Raw genomic sequence first — 16,012 nt, 5'->3', positions numbered from 1 at the left:
GATCAGTCCACGTGATAGTTGGGCGCTTCCTTCGTGATCTGCACGTCGTGCACGTGCGACTCGCGCATGCCCGCCGCGGTGATCTGGACGAATTCGGCCTTCTCGTGCAGCTCGTCGATCGTGCGGCAGCCGCAGTAGCCCATGCTGGCGCGCACGCCGCCGACCAGCTGGAACAGGATCGCGTTGACCGAACCCTTGTACGCGACGCGGCCTTCGATGCCTTCCGGCACGAGCTTGTCGATGTTCGCCGAGTTGTCCTGGAAGTAGCGGTCCGCCGCGCCGTCCTTCATCGCGCCGACCGAACCCATGCCGCGATACGACTTGTACTGGCGGCCCTGGTACAGGAACACGTCGCCCGGCGCCTCTTCGGTGCCCGCGAACATGCTGCCCATCATCACCGCGTTCGCGCCGGCCGCGAGGGCCTTCGACACGTCGCCCGAGAAACGCACGCCGCCGTCGGCGATGCACGGCACGCCGGTGCCCTTCAGCGCTTCGGCGACGTTCGCGATCGCGCTGATCTGCGGCACGCCGACACCCGCGACGATCCGCGTCGTGCAGATCGAGCCCGGGCCGATACCGACCTTGACCGCGTCCGCGCCGTACTCGACCAGCGCCTTCGCGGCGGCGGCCGTCGCGATGTTGCCGCCGATCACCTCGACGTGCGGGAAGTTCTGCTTGACCCAGCGAACGCGCTCGAGCACGCCCTTGCTGTGACCGTGCGCGGTATCGACGACGATCACGTCGACGCCGGCCTGCACCAGCAGCTCGACGCGCTCTTCGTTGTCCGGGCCGACGCCGACCGCCGCGCCTGCGCGCAGCTTGCCGTGTTCGTCCTTGCACGCGTCCGGGTGCTCGGTCTGCTTCGTGATGTCCTTGACGGTCATCAGGCCGCGCAGCTCGAACGCGTCGTTGACGACCAGCACGCGCTCGAGGCGGTGGCTGTGCATCAGCGCCTTCGCTTCGGCGAGCGGCGTGCCTTCCTTGACCGTGACGAGGCGCTCGCGCGGCGTCATGATCGACTTGACCGGCTCGTCGAGGCGTGTTTCGAAACGCAGGTCGCGGTTCGTGACGATGCCGACGAGCTGCGGGCCTTCGACGACCGGGAAGCCCGAGATGCCATGCTGGCGCGACAGCGCGATCACGTCGCGCACCTTCATTTGCGGCGGGACCGTGATCGGGTCGCGGACGACGCCCGACTCGAAACGCTTGACCTTCGCGACTTCGCGGGCCTGTTCGGCCGGCGTGAGGTTCTTGTGGACGATACCGACGCCACCCTGCTGCGCCATCGCGATCGCGAGGCGACCTTCGGTGACCGTGTCCATCGCGGCGGACACGAGCGGCATGTTCAGGGAGATGTTGCGGGTCAGCTTGGTCTTGAGGCTGGTGTCGCGCGGGAGAACGTCGGAGAAGGCGGGAACGAGGAGCACGTCATCGAAAGTGAGTGCTTTTTGGATCAGACGCATGGCAAATCCTATGGGCGCAAAAGCGAATTATACGCGAAGCGCTGCGAATTTTCACAACACGAACAACGGCTTAGGCGGTTTCGCCCGTTCGGGGGCCGAATCGTTCGGATCGCCGTTCGGTTCGTTTTCGATCGCTTTTCGTTTCATCGCCGCATCGAGCCATTCGCGCAAACGCGGCCGGGCGGCAAGCGCCCGTGTCGCGGCGGGGCCACACGGCCGTGGCGGCGGCGGCCGCGCACGGCCCGGCGCCCCGCCGAAGCGGCTGGCCTGCCGCGCGTCACGCCAGCCCGGCCGCGCGGACGATCATCGCCGCGCCGCCCGCCACCGCCGCGCAACCGACGATCCGCGCGACGCGTTCGCCGGCCGGCGCCACGCGTTCGGCGGCGATCGCCACCGTCACCGCGGCCATCACGCGCAGATCCATCATGCCGGCCGCCAGCGCGACCGCCATCAGGTTCCCGCAACACGCGCCGCATCGGGTGGCAGCGCGCACGCCGTACCGCCATGCCGTGACCGGCGCCGCCCGCGGCCGGGGCGCGTGCGCCGCCGCGTGCCGGCAGCACGCCAGCCGGCGCGCCTTCCAGCCGGAGAATTGCAACGCGCCCGCGGCCGCCACGACGGCGCCGGCCGCGAAGGGCATCGCACGGGCGAGCGCCGGGAGCCGGGCGCCGGCCGTCGTCAGTGCGGCGCCGGCCGGAAACACGAGCGCCCCGAGCGCCATCCAGACCGAGAAATATCCCGCCCCCACGACGACGAGCCAGGCCGACCGCGCCGTCCGCGGACCGATGCGCTGCCAGTCATGCCAGAGCTGCGGCGCGAGCACGGGCAGCATCATCGTCACCGTCATCGCGCCCCACATTCCGACGAACGCCGCGAATGCGCGCCCGGCGCCCCGGCCGCACGGCCGCAGCCAGACGGCCGAGGCCACCCAGCCGCCGGACATCGGTTCACCGCCCATCGCGGCCATCGACGCGTGCTGCGCCAGCGTCGCCATCGCGGCGACCACGAACACGGCCACGGCCGCCGCGCCGAATGCCCGCGGATCGGCTGCCGCGTCGCCGGTTGTCGGCCGCGTCATCGCGCGCTACCGCTCGCAGCCGGCCGCTCAGCCGCGCGCGTACTCGTCGTGACGGCGCCACCACGGGCCGGCCTCGTTGCGGCCGCGCGGCGCGCGATCGAGCCACTGGTACATCCCCCACAATCCGTCGAGGCCGCGCGCGTAGGTCGAATACGTGTGATAGATGGCCCCGTCCTCGCGCACGAACGCGCTCATCCCCGGCCGGTCGAGCGAATACGTGGCCGCGTCGGTGCCGCACGTGGCCGCGAACTGCACGACGGGCGCCGGCGGCGGATCCATGTCCATCGCGTGAGCGGCCCGCGCATAGTTGTATTCGATGTCGCCCGCGCGCTGCTGCGTTTCGGTGAACGACACGTTGAAGTCGAAGTTGAAATCGCTGCCGACCGACGACGCCCACGGAAACGTCCATCCCATCCGCTGTCGGTAGGCGAGCAGTTTCGCGAGCGGCGCGCGCGACACGGCCGCGAGCGTCACGTCGTGATGCGCCAGATGCACGGCGAAGCCGTCGAAGCCGTCGGCGAGCGCCGAGCACGACGGGCAGCCGGCCTTGTAGTCGGGGCCGAACATGAAGTGATAGACGAGCAATTGCGAACGGCCGCCGAACAGGTCGTCGAGCGTCGCCTGCCCTGCTTCGGTATCGAACCGGTAGGTCTTGTCGACGCGCACCCACGGCAGCGCCTGGCGCCGCCGCGCGAGTTCGTCGCTTTGCCGCGTCAGCGCCTTTTCCGCGTCGAGCAGCGCGCGGCGTTCAGCCAGCCATTCGTCGCGGGTTCCGGTGAGATGGGTCGTCATTGCGGGTTCCTCCTTCCGATGGGTATCCGGGCACGGCGTACGGGGCCGTGTGCGTGGTGCTAGATTAGTGCCGGGCATCGGACCGGAGGGAGTGACAAGTGTGTCGGGATTCGAATGGATTCGCTGATCACCGCGGCCGCGCGCGCGCTCGCCGCCGGTGACGCGCTCGGTGCGCTGAACCGCGTCGCGCTGCGCGACGATGCGCCGGCGCTCGCGCTGCGCGGCATCGCGCTCGCGCAGCTCGGCGATTTCGATCGTGCACGGGCGCTCGTGCGCGGCGCCGCCCGTGCGTTCGGCGCGAAGGAAGCGGTCGCACGGGCGCGCTGCGTCGTCGCGGAAGCCGAGATCGCGCTCGCGTCGCGCGACCTGCACTGGCCCGCGCGTGCGCTCGATGCGGCCTGCGCGACGCTCGATGCGCACGGCGACCGCGCGAACGCCGCGCATGCCCGCTACCTCGGCGTGCGCCGGTTGCTGCTGATCGGCCATCTCGACGAGGCCGAGCGGCTGCTCGCGCATCTCGATCCCACGCCGCTGCCGCCCGCCTCGCGCGCCGCCCATGAACTGATCGCGGCCGGTATCGCGATGCGCCGCATTCGCACGCACGCGGCCCGTGCGGCGCTTGCCCGGGCGCGAACGGCCGCCCACGCCGCCGGCATCGCCGCGCTGGCGGCCGAGGTCGACACCGCCGCGCGCGTGCTCGACGCACCGGCCGCGCGGCTCATCGCGCGCGGCACGTCGCGGCTCGTGCCGCTCGACGAAGTCGAGACGCTGTTCGAGTCGAATGCGCTCGTCGTCGACGCGTGCCGCCACACGGTGCGCGATGCGCGCACGACCGTGTCGCTCGCGCGGCGTCCGGTGCTGTTCGTGCTCGCCCGTGCGCTCGGCGAGGCATGGCCGGCCGACGTGTCGAGAAACGCGCTCGTCGCCGCCGCGTTCCGCGCGAAACAGGCCGACGAATCGCATCGCGCGCGGCTGCGTGTCGAGATGGGCCGGCTGCGCGCGGTGCTGCGCCCGCTCGCGAACGTCGTCGCGACGCCGCGCGGCTTCGCGCTCGAGCCGCTCGGCGTGCGCGAGACCGTCGTCCTCGCGCGCCCGGTCGACGATCGCCATGCGGCCGTGCTCGCGCTCCTCGCCGACGGCGAAGCGTGGTCGAGCTCCGCGTTGGCGCTCGCACTTGGCGCCAGCCAGCGCACCGTGCAGCGCGCGCTCGATGCGCTCGCGGAAACCGGCAAGGTACAGGCGCTCGGGCGCGGACGCGCGCGCCGCTGGCTGACGCCGCCGCTGCCCGGATTCGCGACGACCTTGTTACTCCCGGTCGCGTTGCCGGGCGATTAGGATGGGCTCATCGAACGACGAGGTGACGAACATGAAACGCTCCGCTGCAGACATCCTTCGCGAGTACGGCCCGTTTCCGGGCGTCGACGGCGTACACGGCGTCACGTTCGACGGGCAGCACGTGTGGTATGCGTCCGGCGACAAGCTGAATGCGCTCGACCCCGAGCGCGGCACGACCGTCCGTTCGCTCGACGTCGCCGCGCACGCGGGCACCGCGTTCGACGGCCGCCATCTGTTCCAGATCGTCGAGGACCGCATCGCGAAGATCGACCCCGAATCGGGCCGCGTGCTCACGACGATTCCGGCGCCCGGCGGCGGCGCCGATTCGGGGCTCGCGTGGGCGGAAGGCACGCTGTGGGTCGGCCAGTACCGCGAACGCAAGATTCATCAGGTGGATCCGCAATCGGGCGTCGTGCTGCGCACGATCGAATCGAACCGCTTCGTCACCGGTGTGACGTGGGTCGACGGCGAGCTGTGGCACGGCACATGGGAGGCCGACCAGAGCGACTTGCGGCGCATCGATCCGCGCACGGGCCAGGTGCTCGAGCAGATCGACATGCCGGCCGGCGTCGGCGTCTCGGGGCTCGAATCCGACGGTGACGACCGCTTCTACTGCGGCGGCGGCAACAGCGGCAAGCTGCGCGCCGTGCGCCGCCCGGCGCGCACGCGTGCCGCCACCGACGGCACGCAGGCGCCACCCGATCCGGCAGAAGATTGATGCGCCGCCCGTCGAAGCCGTTCGACGCGCCGCGCCCCGCCCCGAGTGCAGGAATGAACAAGACGCCGCCGCGACGGCCTCGCTAAGATGCGCGCACCTCGGTCATTTGTTCGGAGCGGTCGATGCAGCGCGGCGTGGTGTACGGTGTCCTGGCAGGCGCCCTGTGGGGCATGGTGTTTCTCGTTCCGCGGCTGCTGACCGATTTCTCGCCGTTGCTGCTGAGCGCCGGCCGCTACGCGATGTACGGCCTCGTGTCGCTCGCGGCCGCGTTGCCCGCCGCCCGCTCGCTGCTCGCGCGGCTGACCCGCGAGGATCTCGCCGCCCTGGTGAAGCTCGCCATCGTCGGCAACGTCGCGTATTACATGCTGCTGTCCGGCGCCGTGCACCTGATCGGCATCGCGCCGAGTTCGCTGATCGTCGGCGTGCTGCCCGTGACCGTCACGCTCGCGGGCCTCGGCGACCATGGCGCCGTGCCGCTGCGGCGGCTCGCCGCCCCGCTCGCGCTGGTGATCGCGGGCATCGTCTGCATCAACGTCGACCTGTTCACGTCCGAAGCCACGCGCGCCACGACGCTGGCCCAGAAACTCGCGGGCATCGCGTGCGCGGCGGGCGCGCTCGCGAGCTGGACCTGGTACGCGGTGGCGAATGCACGCTACCTGCAACGTCATCACCGCTTCGGCGGCAACGAATGGTCGGTGCTGTGGGGTGTCGTGACGGGCCTGCTCGGCGGGCTCTGCTGGCTGGCGATCCTCGCGCTGCCGGCCGGCATGGTGCAGCCGGCCGTCCCGGCGTCGCGCTGGCAGTTGTTCTGGCTGCTGAACCTCGTGCTCGCGATCAGCGCGTCGTGGCTCGGCAACGGGCTGTGGAATGCCGCGTCGAAGCGGCTGCCGCTCACGCTGTCGGGTCAGCTGATCGTGTTCGAAACCGTGTTCGCGATGCTGTACGCGTTCGTGTACGACCGGCGGATGCCGCACGCGCTCGAGATCGCCGCACTCGTGCTGCTGCTCGCCGGTGTATACGGCTCGGTGCGACGGCACGGCGACACGCCGGGCAGCGCGCCGGCAAACGCAAACGCCGCGGCCCACTGAGCGCCGCGGCGTTCGATCAGACCAATCGGGGCGAACGACGCGTCAGCGCGCGTCCTTGTGCATCCACTTGCGGCCCTCGATCGAGCCGTCGCGGCGAGATTTGTCGACGCGCCGCTGGCGCGCGAGCTTCGGATCGACGATCAGCGGACGGTAGATCTCGACGCGGTCGTGATCGACGAGTGGCGTATCGAGCGGCGCGAGCTTGCCGTAGACGCCCGTCTTCGCGTGTGCGAGATCGATCTCCGGATGCAGCGCGAGCACGCCGCTCGCGTCGATTGCCGAGCGCACGGTCGCGCCTTCGGGCAGCGACAGCGGAATCAGCGTCTGGCGGTCCGGCAGTGCGTAGCAGACTTCGATCGACAGCATCGCGTCACCCCTTTCCGTAGCGCTGGTCCGCGCGCTTCACGAACGAATCGACGAACGTGTTCGCAATGTGGCTGAACACCGGCCCAATGATCTTCTCGAGCAGGATGCTCGAGAACTCGTAATGCAGCGCGAATTCGATCTTGCACGCATCGGCGCGCAGCGCCGTGAAACGCCACGAGCCCGTGAACTTCTTGAACGGGCCGTCCGTGAACTCCATGTCGATCCGCGTCGGGCGCTGCTGCGTGTTGCGCGTCGCGAAATGCTGCTTGATGCCCTTGAAGTTGATGTCGATGCGCGCTTCCATCCCGCTCTCGTCCTGACGGCGAATCTCGACACCGCCGCACCAGGGCAGGAAATTGGGGTAGTCGGCCACGTCGGTGACGAGGTCGAACATCTGTTCCGCCGAATGACGGATCAATACGGTTTTCTGGACATCTGCCATAAATCGCGCGGCATCGCTCAAAGTGGGAACGCCAAGCCGGGCGATTCTCGCCCCGCTTTGCTAAAATCGTGATTTTAAACGACTTGGCCCGATCCTTTCATGAGCATCATCGACAACAGGAAAGCGCACTTCGATTACCACATCGAGGAACGCTACGAGGCGGGGCTCGTGCTCGAAGGCTGGGAAGTCAAGGCGCTGCGCGCCGGGCGCGGCCAGATCAAGGAAGGCTACGTCGTGGTGAAGAACGCCGAGATCTTCCTGATCGGCACCCATATCAGCCCGCTGCCCGAAGCCTCGACGCACATCAAGCCCGACCCGGTTCGCACGCGCAAGCTGCTGCTGCACCGCGAGGAAATCAAGAAGCTGATCGGCAAGGTCGAGCAGCGCGGCTACACGCTCGTGCCGCTGAACTTCCACTACAAGGGCGGTCGCGTGAAGTGCGACATCGCGCTCGCGAAGGGCAAGAAGCTGCACGACAAGCGCGAAACCGAAAAGAAACGCGACTGGGAACGCGAGAAGGCGCGCATCATGCGCGCCGGCGCCTGACGCTCGCGACGCTCATCGCCAACGACACGGCCCGCTCGAAGCGGGCCGTGTTGCATTGTGTCGTGCAATGCGTGTGAGCGCCGGCCGGACCGCCGCTCACTACGCCGGGTGAATCGCTGCGTCGCGCTCCGGCCATGCATACGCGGCTACGCTGAAGCTGCGCGACGATTCGCCGCATGCCCGCGCACCTCTTCAGCACATGCGCGGCGCAATCCCGTCGCACAGCCTCTCCTACGCTGCATCGCGGGCACGCTAACTACGCGCGTCACGTTCAGCCCTTCGCGCCCGCGGCCGCCCCCGCGCTCTTGACGATCGTCAGCGCCGACGAGATCGCGGTGCCGAGATCCGCCAGGTTCGACGGCACGATCAGCGTGTTGCCCTGCTTCGCGAGATTCGAGAACGCACCGACATACTGCTCGGCGACCTTCAGGTTCACCGCGTCCATCCCGCCTTGCGACTGAATCGCGGTCGCGATTTTCTGGATCGCCTGCGCGTTCGCCTCGGCCACCGCCAGAATCGCGGCGGCTTCGCCCTGCGCCTGGTTGATCGCGGCCTGCCGCTCGCCTTCGGACTTCTGGATCGCGGCTTCGCGCGCCCCCGACGCGAGGTTGATCTGTTCCTGCTTGCGGCCTTCGGATGCAGCAATCAGCGCACGCTTTTCACGCTCCGCGGTGATCTGCGCCTGCATGGCGTGCAGGATCTCCTTCGGCGGCGTCAGGTCCTTGATCTCGTAGCGCAGCACTTTCACGCCCCAGTTCGCCGCGGCGTCGTCGAGCGCCGACACGATGCTGTGGTTGATGAAATCGCGCTCCTCGAAGGTCTTGTCGAGCTCGAGCTTGCCGATCACCGAGCGCAGCATCGTCTGCGACAACTGCGTGATCGCGAGCACGAAGTTGCTCGACCCGTACGACGCCTTCATCGGATCCATCACCTGAAAATACAGCACGCCGTCGACCTGCAACTGCGTGTTGTCGCGCGTGATGCAGACCTGGCTCGGCACGTCGAGCGGAATTTCCTTCAGCACGTGCCGGTACGCGATGCGATCGACGAACGGCAGCACGATATTGAGACCGGGCGACAGCGTCGCGTGATAGCGCCCGAAGCGCTCGAGCACCCATGCATGCTGCTGCGGCACGATCTTCACCGTCTTCGACACGATCACGATCGCGATGACGAGCAGGACAACCCAGATGATCAGCGAATCCATGAATATTTCCTCCTTGTTGTACCAGCGGACGATCAGCCCGCGGGTTTCGCCACGACCACGAGACAGTTGCCGCGCACGGCACTCACCTGATATACGCGCGCATCGCCGCGCTCGCCGGTCGCGAGTTCGACGTCCCAGTCGGCGCCGCGATACCGTACGCGCGCGCGGCCGTCACGCCACGCATCGACCGTGACGGTCGAGCCGATATCGAGATTGACGTCGGGATTCGTCGACGTGTCGCGCTTCTGCTTGCGGCCGAGCCCCGAACGACGCAGCACGATCATCGCGACGATCGCGACCACGGCCGCCGCGCCGAACTGCACGTGCGGCGCGAAACCGGCCAGTTGCAACGCCCCGCCCGCGAGAAAGCCGAGCGCGATCATCAACAGGTAGAACGTGCCCGTCAGCAATTCGGCGACGACCAGCACGCCGACTCCGATCCACCAGAACAGATGCCCCGACATCATTGTGGTCTCCCGAAAAACGTCCCCGATGCTCACTATATTCGCTGCGCGCGCGGCTGTGCGCAGCGGCCGGTGCGCTTGAGATGGCCCCACGCGCACCGACGAAAAAAAACACCCCGGTGCTTACCGGGGTGTTTATAACACGAACCTTGCATTTTGCCTTCAACGAAAGCGCGGCGGACCGCACTTTCGCCGAGGTTGCATGACCGACCGTTACTTCCGGTTGGCGAGCGCCTGCCACGTATCGATGATCGTGTCGGGGTTCAGCGAGATCGACACGATGCCTTCGTCGGTCAGCCATTGCGCGAAGTCCGGGTGATCGGACGGGCCCTGGCCGCAGATACCGACGTACTTGCCCATCTTGCGGCAAGTATCGATCGCACGCTTGAGCAGGAACTTGACGGCCGGGTCGCGCTCGTCGAAGTCGACTGCCAGCAGTTCCATGCCCGAATCGCGGTCGAGGCCGAGCGTGAGCTGCGTGAGGTCGTTCGAGCCGATCGAGAAGCCGTCGAAGTGTTCCAGGAACTCTTCGGCGAGGATCGCGTTGGTCGGGACTTCGCACATCATCACGAGGCGCAGGCCGTTTTCGCCGCGCTTCAGCCCGAACTTCTCGAGCAGGCCGACGACGCGCTCCGCCTGCTTCACGGTCCGCACGAACGGCACCATGATCTCGACGTTGGTCAGGCCCATTTCGTCGCGCACGCGCTTCAGTGCACGGCATTCCATCTCGAACGCCTGCGCGAAATCGTCGGCGATGTAGCGCGACGCGCCGCGGAAGCCCAGCATCGGGTTTTCCTCGTCCGGCTCGTAACGCGAACCGCCGATCAGCTTCTTGTACTCGTTCGACTTGAAGTCGGACAGACGCACGATCACGGGCTTCGGATAGAACGCCGCCGCGATCGTCGCGACGCCTTCCGTCAGCTTGTCGACGTAGAACTGACGCGGCGACGCATGGCCGCGCGCCACGCTCTCGACCGCCTTCTTCAGGTCCTGGTCGATGTTCGGGTACTCGAGAATCGCCTTCGGGTGAACGCCGATGTTGTTGTTGATGATGAACTCGAGACGCGCGAGGCCCACGCCGGCGTTCGGCAGTTGCGAGAAGTCGAACGCGAGCTGCGGGTTGCCGACGTTCATCATGATCTTGACCGGGATTTCCGGCAGTTCGCCGCGCTGCACTTCCGTGACTTCCGTCTCGAGCAGCCCGTCGTAGATCTTGCCTTCGTCGCCTTCCGCGCACGACACGGTGACGAGCGCGCCGTCCTTCAGGATGTCGGTCGCATCGCCGCAGCCGACGACGGCCGGCACGCCGAGTTCGCGCGCGATGATCGCCGCGTGGCAGGTGCGGCCGCCGCGGTTCGTGACGATCGCCGCTGCACGTTTCATCACCGGTTCCCAGTTCGGGTCGGTCATGTCGGCCACCAGCACGTCGCCCGGCTGCACGCGTTCCATTTCCGACGGATCCTGGATCACGCGCACGGGGCCCGCGCCGATCTTCTGGCCGATCGCACGCCCCGTCGCCAGCACCTGCGACTGGCCCTTCAGCTTGAAGCGCTGCTCGGCCTTGCCGGTTGCCTGGCTCTTCACCGTTTCCGGACGCGCCTGCAGGATGAAGATCTTGCCGTCGCGGCCGTCCTTGCCCCACTCGATGTCCATCGGACGCTGGTAGTGCTTCTCGATGATCACCGCGTACTTCGCGAGCTCGATCACGTCGTCGTCGGTGATCGAGTAGCGGTTGCGCTGCTCGTGCGGCACGTCGACCGTCTTCACGCGGCCCGGCTCGCCCGGCTGCGTGAATTCCATCTTGATCAGCTTCGAGCCGATCGAACGGCGGATGATCGGGTACTTGTCCTGCGCGAGCGTCGTCTTGAACACGTAGAACTCGTCCGGGTTCACCGCGCCCTGCACGACGGTTTCGCCCAGACCGTAGCTCGACGTGATGAACACGGCGTCCTTGAAGCCCGATTCGGTGTCGATCGTGAACATCACGCCGGCGGCGCCGACGTCCGAGCGGACCATGCGCTGCACACCGGCCGACAGCGCGACTTCGGCGTGCGTGAAGCCCTTGTGCACGCGGTACGAGATCGCGCGGTCGTTGTACAGCGACGCGAACACGTGCTTCATGCGGTCGAGCACGTCGTCGATGCCGACGACGTTCAGATACGACTCCTGCTGGCCGGCGAACGATGCATCGGGCAGGTCTTCCGCGGTCGCGGACGAGCGCACGGCGAACGACAGTTCGCTCGGCGAGCCGTTCTTCAGCACTTCGAACTGCGCGCGAATTTCCTGCTCGAGGCGCGGCTGCAGCGGCGCGTCGACGATCCACTTGCGGATTTCGGCGCCGGCTTCGGCGAGCGCCTTCACGTCGTCGATATCGAGCGACTCGAGACGCTTGGCGATCCGGTCGGTCAGGTCGTTGTGCTTGAGGAAATCGCGGAATGCGAGCGCGGTCGTGGCGAAACCGGTGGGGACGCGAACGCCTGCTTCGGAAAGCTGGCTGATCATCTCGCCGAGCGACGCATTCTTGCCGCCCACGATCTCCACATCGGTCATCCGCAACTGCTCGAACGGAATTACATACGCCTGGTCCTTTGCGACGTTTGCTGCGTTAGTCATACAAGCCCCTAAGTGTGAAAAAAATGCTCGATCGCGCAAGTGGGCTCGAACGCGGGCGCTTGCAAAAAGGCGCGGCGCGTCTTGCGCAACCTGTTAGATAAACACTCGCAGCGGCGGAAATCTTCCGACCCGATTTGCAAAAATCCCGGCAGAAGGGCGATATTTTCAGACAAATCGCCAGACTTGCCGGGAATTCGGGAATCGCGCGGCCCAGCCACCGAGCGCCGTTCGCGCCCTGCCCCCGCAATTGCTTATCCAACAGGTTGCCGCTATTCTACCGTGCCGGCTGCCGGATGTGGCGCGACCTTGTCACTGGGTCTGGAGGCTCGCCTCCAGCCGCCCGCGCAACTGCCCTTCACGCTCGACGTCCAGATTCATGCTGCCTACCGTATTCATCGTCTCCGACGGCACCGGGATCACTGCCGAAACCTTCGCGCATTCGATCCTTTCCCAGTTCGACCAGAAATTCCGCCTCGTGCGCGTGCCGTTCGTCGACTCGCTCGACAAGGCCTATGCGACCGTCGAGAAGATCAACGAGGCCGCCGTGCACGACGGCCGTCGCGCGATCGTGTTCACGACGCTCGTCGACAGCGAGTCGAACGACATCGTCAAGCGCTCGAACGCGCTCGTGCTCGACATGTTCCAGCGCTTCGTCGAACCGCTCGAGCAGGAACTGGAACTCAAGTCGAGTCACGCGATGGGCCGTGGCCACCAGAATGCGGACACCGAGGAATACAAGACGCGGATCGAGGCGATCAACTTCTCGCTCGCGCACGACGACGGCCAGTCGAACCGCAACCTGTCGGAGGCCGACGTGATCCTCGTCGGCGTGTCGCGCAGCGGCAAGACGCCGACGAGCCTGTACCTCGCGATGCAGTACGGCGTGAAGGCCGCCAACTATCCGCTGATTCCGGAGGATTTCGAACGCGGCAAGCTGCCGTCAGCGCTGTCGCCATACAGCGACAAGCTGTTCGGGCTGTCGATCGACCCGCAGCGCCTGTCGGAGATCCGCAACGAGCGCCGGCCGGGCAGCAAGTACGCGGCGCCCGAGAACTGCCGCTACGAGATCAACGAGGCCGAGGCGATGATGCGCCGCGAAGGGATCAAGTGGCTGTCGTCGACGCACAAGTCGATCGAGGAAATCGCGACGACGATCCTGCAGGAAATCCGCCTCGACCGGCAGTCGTACTGACGGCCCACCCCGCCGGCGCGGCCGCGAGGCCGCCGCGAACAGCAAAAAGGCCGCGTCGAACGCGGCCTTCTTTCATCGTGCGGTCAGATCGGCGGACAACGTGATAATGCCGCGCCGTCATACGCGCCGCTGCTGCCGCACCTGCTCGAACAGGCACACCGCCGCCGCGGCCGCGACGTTCAGCGACTCCATCCCGCCCGGCTGCGGAATCGTCACGCGATGCGCGGCCGCGTCGCGCCAGAATGCCGACACGCCGGCGCCTTCGTTGCCGAACACCCATGCGACGGGCCCCGACAGATCGCAGTCGTAGACCGCCTGCGCGCCATGCGAGTCGGTCAGCGCGACCGGTACGTCGAGGCGTTCGGCCAGCGCCGCCGCGTCGATATCCTCATGGATCGACAGCAGGAAATGCGCGCCCATGCCCGAACGCAGCACCTTCGACGACCACGCATGGGCCGTCCCCGGCGCGCAGAACACGTGACGCACGCCGGCCGCCGCCGCGCTGCGCAGGATCGAACCGACGTTGCCCGCATCCTGCACGCCGTCGAGCACGACCGCCGTCTCCGTCACGCGTTCGGGCAGCGGTTGCGCCGGCCGGTCGACCAGCAGCAGGAAGCCGACGCCGTTGACGACGTTCGACAACTGCCCGAACAACGCGTCCGGCAGCGTGACGATCCGCTGCGCGTCGATACGCGCGACGATCGCTTGCGCGTCGGCGTGGCCGAGCGCACCTTCGGTCGTGACGCACAGCTCGGGCGTCGCACTCGTGTCGAGGTATGCGCTCGCCAGATGGAAACCTTCGAGCAGCGCCTGGCCGCTGCGGCGCTGATGGGCCGTCGAACCCGCGAGCGCCTTCAGGCGCTTGTACAGCGGGTTGTCGCGGGAAGTAATGCTTTTCATCGAATCAGATCGAGCGCCGCACGCACGGGCGCGAACGAGCGCCGATGCGCTTCGCACGGGCCGTGCTCGCGCAATGCGGCAAGATGTTTCGCGGTGCCGTAGCCCGCATGGACGTCGAAGCCGTACACCGGGAAGCGTTCGTGCAGATCGACCAGCATCCGGTCGCGCGTGACCTTCGCGAGGATCGACGCGGCCGAGATGCTCGGTACGAGCGCGTCGCCGCTGACGATCGCCTCGGCGCGCACGTTCAGCGTCGGGCAACGGTTGCCGTCGATCTGCGCGAGCGTCGGCAGCACCGACAGCCCTTCGACGGCCCGCTTCATCGCGAGCATCGTCGCGTGCAGGATGTTCAGCGTATCGATTTCGTCGACGCTCGCCGACGCGACGCAGTATGCGTGCGAACGCTCGACGATCAGGTCGTACAGCATGTCGCGCTTCTTCGCGGACAGCACTTTCGAATCGTCGAGCCCGTCGATCGGCCGCGCCGGATCGAGAATCACCGCGGCAGCCACCACCGGCCCCGCGAGCGGGCCGCGGCCGGCTTCGTCGACGCCGCAGACGATCTCGTCCGGGCGGCTGAAATCGAAACCGCCCTGCACGTCGCTCGACGCGCGGCGGCGCGGTGCACGGACGGCGGTCATGCGCGCCCCTTGCGTTGCTCGATCACGCGCACGACGGCCTCGGCCGCCTTCGCGGCCGTGTTCTGCCGCAGCGAAAGATGCATTTCGGTAAACACTTCGGTCAGCGTGCGGCGGTTCGCATCGTCGCGCAGCTGCGTGAGCGTCGCGTCGGCAAGCGCCTCGGGCGTCGCGAAATGCTGCAGCAGCTCGGGCACGACGAAACGCCCCGCCAGGATGTTCGGCAAGCCGACATACGGCAGGTAGCCCTGCCGGCGCATGATCTGCCCGGTCAGCCAGGGCACCTTGTACGAGATCACCATCGGCTTCTTCAGCAGCGAGGCTTCCAGCGTGACGGTGCCGCTTTTCACGAGGATCGCGTCGGCGGCCGTCATCGCGACCTGCGAGCGGCCGTCGGTGATCGTCAGCGCGAGCTGCGGGTGCGCGTCGACGAGCGGCTGCAGCAGCTCGCGCAGCGCGGGCGTCGCCGCCGGCATCACGAACCGCACGCCGGGCTCGCGCTGCTGCATCAGCGCCATCGCCGCGAAGAACGTCGGGCCGATCAGCGCGATCTCCGAGCGCCGGCTGCCCGGCAGCACCGCGATCACCGGGCCGTCGGCCGGCAGACCCAGCGCGATGCGCGCGCCGTGCGTGTCGGGTTCGAGCGGAATGTCGTCGGCGAGCGGATGGCCGACGTAGGTCGATGCGACGCCGGCCTTGTCGAGAATCGCCGGCTCGAACGGGAACAGGCACAGCATGTGGTCGACGGACTTCGCGATCTTCTTGATCCGGCCGCCGCGCCACGCCCAGATCGACGGGCACACGAAGTGGATCGACGGGATGCCCGCGTCGCGCGCGGCCTGCTCGACGTTGAAGTTGAAATCGGGCGCGTCGACGCCGATGAACGCATCCGGCCGTTCGGCGAGCAACTGGCGCTTCAGTTCGCCGCGAATCCGCAGGATCTCGGGAATCTGACCCAGCGCCTCGACGTAGCCGCGCACGGTCAGCTTGTCCATCTGCCAGTGCGAGTCGAAGCCGTGCGCGATCATGCGCTGCCCGCCGATCCCGTAATACTGGGCCGATTCGGGCAGCCGCTCGCGCAGGCCGCCGAGCAGCGACGCCGCGAGCAGGTCGCCCGACGGCTCGCCGGCCACCATCGCGAGCCGCAGCTGATTGGTCGGGAGCGGCATC

16 protein-coding genes are annotated in these 16,012 nt (G+C 67.6%); 5 read left to right on the top strand and 11 right to left on the bottom strand.

What is annotated here, in order from left to right; genetic code table 11:
• Window positions 1-2: 2 nt before the first annotated feature.
• The 3 genes from guaB to WT53_RS27530 form a co-directional block, all read right to left on the bottom strand.
• A complete protein-coding gene (gene guaB / locus WT53_RS27540) occupies window positions 3-1,463 on the bottom strand; it encodes an IMP dehydrogenase (RefSeq protein WP_034207642.1) in 1,461 nt (486 codons plus the stop codon).
• Between the two features lie 277 nt (window positions 1,464-1,740).
• Window positions 1,741-2,541: a DUF2182 domain-containing protein gene (locus WT53_RS27535; protein ID WP_034207643.1), complete on the bottom strand. Its 801-nt coding sequence runs from the start codon at window positions 2,539-2,541 to the stop codon at window positions 1,741-1,743.
• A gap of 27 nt (window positions 2,542-2,568) precedes the next feature.
• On the bottom strand, window positions 2,569-3,333 hold the full coding sequence (locus tag WT53_RS27530) for a DUF899 domain-containing protein (protein ID WP_034207644.1): 765 nt from the start codon (window positions 3,331-3,333) through the stop codon (window positions 2,569-2,571).
• A gap of 114 nt (window positions 3,334-3,447) precedes the next feature.
• On the opposite strand from WT53_RS27530, the gene WT53_RS27525 reads away from it, so the two are divergent.
• The 3 genes from WT53_RS27525 to WT53_RS27515 all read left to right on the top strand — a co-directional run bounded on the left by WT53_RS27525 (window position 3,448) and on the right by WT53_RS27515 (window position 6,474).
• The gene (locus WT53_RS27525) at window positions 3,448-4,668 is read left to right on the top strand and encodes a hypothetical protein (protein ID WP_059823774.1); all 1,221 of its coding nucleotides are present in this window, start codon (window positions 3,448-3,450) and stop codon (window positions 4,666-4,668) included.
• A 31-nt stretch (window positions 4,669-4,699) separates the two neighbouring features.
• Entirely contained in the window at window positions 4,700-5,386 is a 687-nt protein-coding gene (locus WT53_RS27520; RefSeq protein WP_034207933.1) for a PQQ-binding-like beta-propeller repeat protein, read from the top strand.
• Between the two features lie 122 nt (window positions 5,387-5,508).
• A complete protein-coding gene (locus WT53_RS27515; RefSeq protein ID WP_034207646.1) occupies window positions 5,509-6,474 on the top strand; it encodes a DMT family transporter in 966 nt (321 codons plus the stop codon).
• A 42-nt stretch (window positions 6,475-6,516) separates the two neighbouring features.
• Here the strand turns inward: WT53_RS27515 and WT53_RS27510 are convergent, their stop codons facing one another.
• Window positions 6,517-6,840, bottom strand: a complete 324-nt coding sequence (locus tag WT53_RS27510; protein WP_034207647.1) for an RnfH family protein — start codon at window positions 6,838-6,840, stop codon at window positions 6,517-6,519.
• A 4-nt stretch (window positions 6,841-6,844) separates the two neighbouring features.
• Window positions 6,845-7,282 carry a type II toxin-antitoxin system RatA family toxin gene (locus tag WT53_RS27505; RefSeq protein WP_034188832.1) on the bottom strand — a complete coding sequence of 146 codons (438 nt, stop codon included), beginning with the start codon at window positions 7,280-7,282 and terminating at the stop codon, window positions 6,845-6,847.
• A 99-nt stretch (window positions 7,283-7,381) separates the two neighbouring features.
• On the opposite strand from WT53_RS27505, the gene smpB reads away from it, so the two are divergent.
• Complete coding sequence (smpB, locus tag WT53_RS27500; RefSeq protein WP_034181129.1) at window positions 7,382-7,828, top strand: SsrA-binding protein SmpB; 447 nt, start codon at window positions 7,382-7,384, stop codon at window positions 7,826-7,828.
• Between the two features lie 271 nt (window positions 7,829-8,099).
• On the opposite strand, the gene WT53_RS27495 is transcribed toward smpB, so the two are convergent.
• From WT53_RS27495 to ppsA, 3 genes are all read right to left on the bottom strand, one after another.
• Window positions 8,100-9,035 carry an SPFH domain-containing protein gene (locus WT53_RS27495; protein WP_034207649.1) on the bottom strand — a complete coding sequence of 312 codons (936 nt, stop codon included), beginning with the start codon at window positions 9,033-9,035 and terminating at the stop codon, window positions 8,100-8,102.
• Between the two features lie 32 nt (window positions 9,036-9,067).
• A complete protein-coding gene (locus tag WT53_RS27490) occupies window positions 9,068-9,502 on the bottom strand; it encodes an NfeD family protein (protein WP_034207650.1) in 435 nt (144 codons plus the stop codon).
• A 210-nt stretch (window positions 9,503-9,712) separates the two neighbouring features.
• Window positions 9,713-12,112, bottom strand: a complete 2,400-nt coding sequence (ppsA, locus tag WT53_RS27485; protein WP_034207651.1) for a phosphoenolpyruvate synthase — start codon at window positions 12,110-12,112, stop codon at window positions 9,713-9,715.
• 376 nt (window positions 12,113-12,488) lie between these two features.
• On the opposite strand from ppsA, the gene WT53_RS27480 reads away from it, so the two are divergent.
• On the top strand, window positions 12,489-13,304 hold the full coding sequence (locus WT53_RS27480; protein WP_034207652.1) for a pyruvate, water dikinase regulatory protein: 816 nt from the start codon (window positions 12,489-12,491) through the stop codon (window positions 13,302-13,304).
• 117 nt (window positions 13,305-13,421) lie between these two features.
• On the opposite strand, the gene WT53_RS27475 is transcribed toward WT53_RS27480, so the two are convergent.
• Genes WT53_RS27475 through lpxB form a run of 3 tightly spaced genes read right to left on the bottom strand, consistent with a single transcriptional unit; the run spans window position 13,422 to window position 16,011 of the window.
• Window positions 13,422-14,204, bottom strand: coding sequence for an RNA methyltransferase (locus tag WT53_RS27475; protein WP_034207653.1), 783 nt, complete (start codon window positions 14,202-14,204; stop codon window positions 13,422-13,424).
• Entirely contained in the window at window positions 14,201-14,845 is a 645-nt protein-coding gene (gene rnhB / locus WT53_RS27470; RefSeq protein WP_034207654.1) for a ribonuclease HII, read from the bottom strand. Before rnhB ends, WT53_RS27475 begins: the two co-directional genes overlap by 4 nt.
• Window positions 14,842-16,011, bottom strand: a complete 1,170-nt coding sequence (gene lpxB, locus WT53_RS27465; RefSeq protein WP_034207655.1) for a lipid-A-disaccharide synthase — start codon at window positions 16,009-16,011, stop codon at window positions 14,842-14,844. Before lpxB ends, rnhB begins: the two co-directional genes overlap by 4 nt.
• Window position 16,012: the final 1 nt, after the last annotated feature.

Origin of the sequence: Burkholderia sp. MSMB2157WGS, from assembly GCF_001532755.1 — a bacterium.
In the GTDB taxonomy this organism is placed as follows: domain Bacteria; phylum Pseudomonadota; class Gammaproteobacteria; order Burkholderiales; family Burkholderiaceae; genus Burkholderia.
This window is presented reverse-complemented; position numbering and strand designations above follow the sequence as displayed.

Excerpts from the sequence above, each read along its gene's own strand:
- guaB (WP_034207642.1), bottom strand. The coding sequence starts at position 1,463 with ATGCGTCTGATCCAAAAAGCACTCACTTTCGATGACGTGCTCCTCGTT.
- WT53_RS27535 (WP_034207643.1), bottom strand. The coding sequence starts at position 2,541 with ATGACGCGGCCGACAACCGGCGACGCGGCAGCCGATCCGCGGGCATTC.
- WT53_RS27530 (WP_034207644.1), bottom strand. The coding sequence starts at position 3,333 with ATGACGACCCATCTCACCGGAACCCGCGACGAATGGCTGGCTGAACGC.
- WT53_RS27525 (WP_059823774.1), top strand. The coding sequence starts at position 3,448 with ATGGATTCGCTGATCACCGCGGCCGCGCGCGCGCTCGCCGCCGGTGAC.
- WT53_RS27520 (WP_034207933.1), top strand. The coding sequence starts at position 4,700 with ATGAAACGCTCCGCTGCAGACATCCTTCGCGAGTACGGCCCGTTTCCG.
- WT53_RS27515 (WP_034207646.1), top strand. The coding sequence starts at position 5,509 with ATGCAGCGCGGCGTGGTGTACGGTGTCCTGGCAGGCGCCCTGTGGGGC.
- WT53_RS27510 (WP_034207647.1), bottom strand. The coding sequence starts at position 6,840 with ATGCTGTCGATCGAAGTCTGCTACGCACTGCCGGACCGCCAGACGCTG.
- WT53_RS27505 (WP_034188832.1), bottom strand. The coding sequence starts at position 7,282 with ATGGCAGATGTCCAGAAAACCGTATTGATCCGTCATTCGGCGGAACAG.
- smpB (WP_034181129.1), top strand. The coding sequence starts at position 7,382 with ATGAGCATCATCGACAACAGGAAAGCGCACTTCGATTACCACATCGAG.
- WT53_RS27495 (WP_034207649.1), bottom strand. The coding sequence starts at position 9,035 with ATGGATTCGCTGATCATCTGGGTTGTCCTGCTCGTCATCGCGATCGTG.
- WT53_RS27490 (WP_034207650.1), bottom strand. The coding sequence starts at position 9,502 with ATGATGTCGGGGCATCTGTTCTGGTGGATCGGAGTCGGCGTGCTGGTC.
- ppsA (WP_034207651.1), bottom strand. The coding sequence starts at position 12,112 with ATGACTAACGCAGCAAACGTCGCAAAGGACCAGGCGTATGTAATTCCG.
- WT53_RS27480 (WP_034207652.1), top strand. The coding sequence starts at position 12,489 with ATGCTGCCTACCGTATTCATCGTCTCCGACGGCACCGGGATCACTGCC.
- WT53_RS27475 (WP_034207653.1), bottom strand. The coding sequence starts at position 14,204 with ATGAAAAGCATTACTTCCCGCGACAACCCGCTGTACAAGCGCCTGAAG.
- rnhB (WP_034207654.1), bottom strand. The coding sequence starts at position 14,845 with ATGACCGCCGTCCGTGCACCGCGCCGCCGCGCGTCGAGCGACGTGCAG.
- lpxB (WP_034207655.1), bottom strand. The coding sequence starts at position 16,011 with ATGCCGCTCCCGACCAATCAGCTGCGGCTCGCGATGGTGGCCGGCGAG.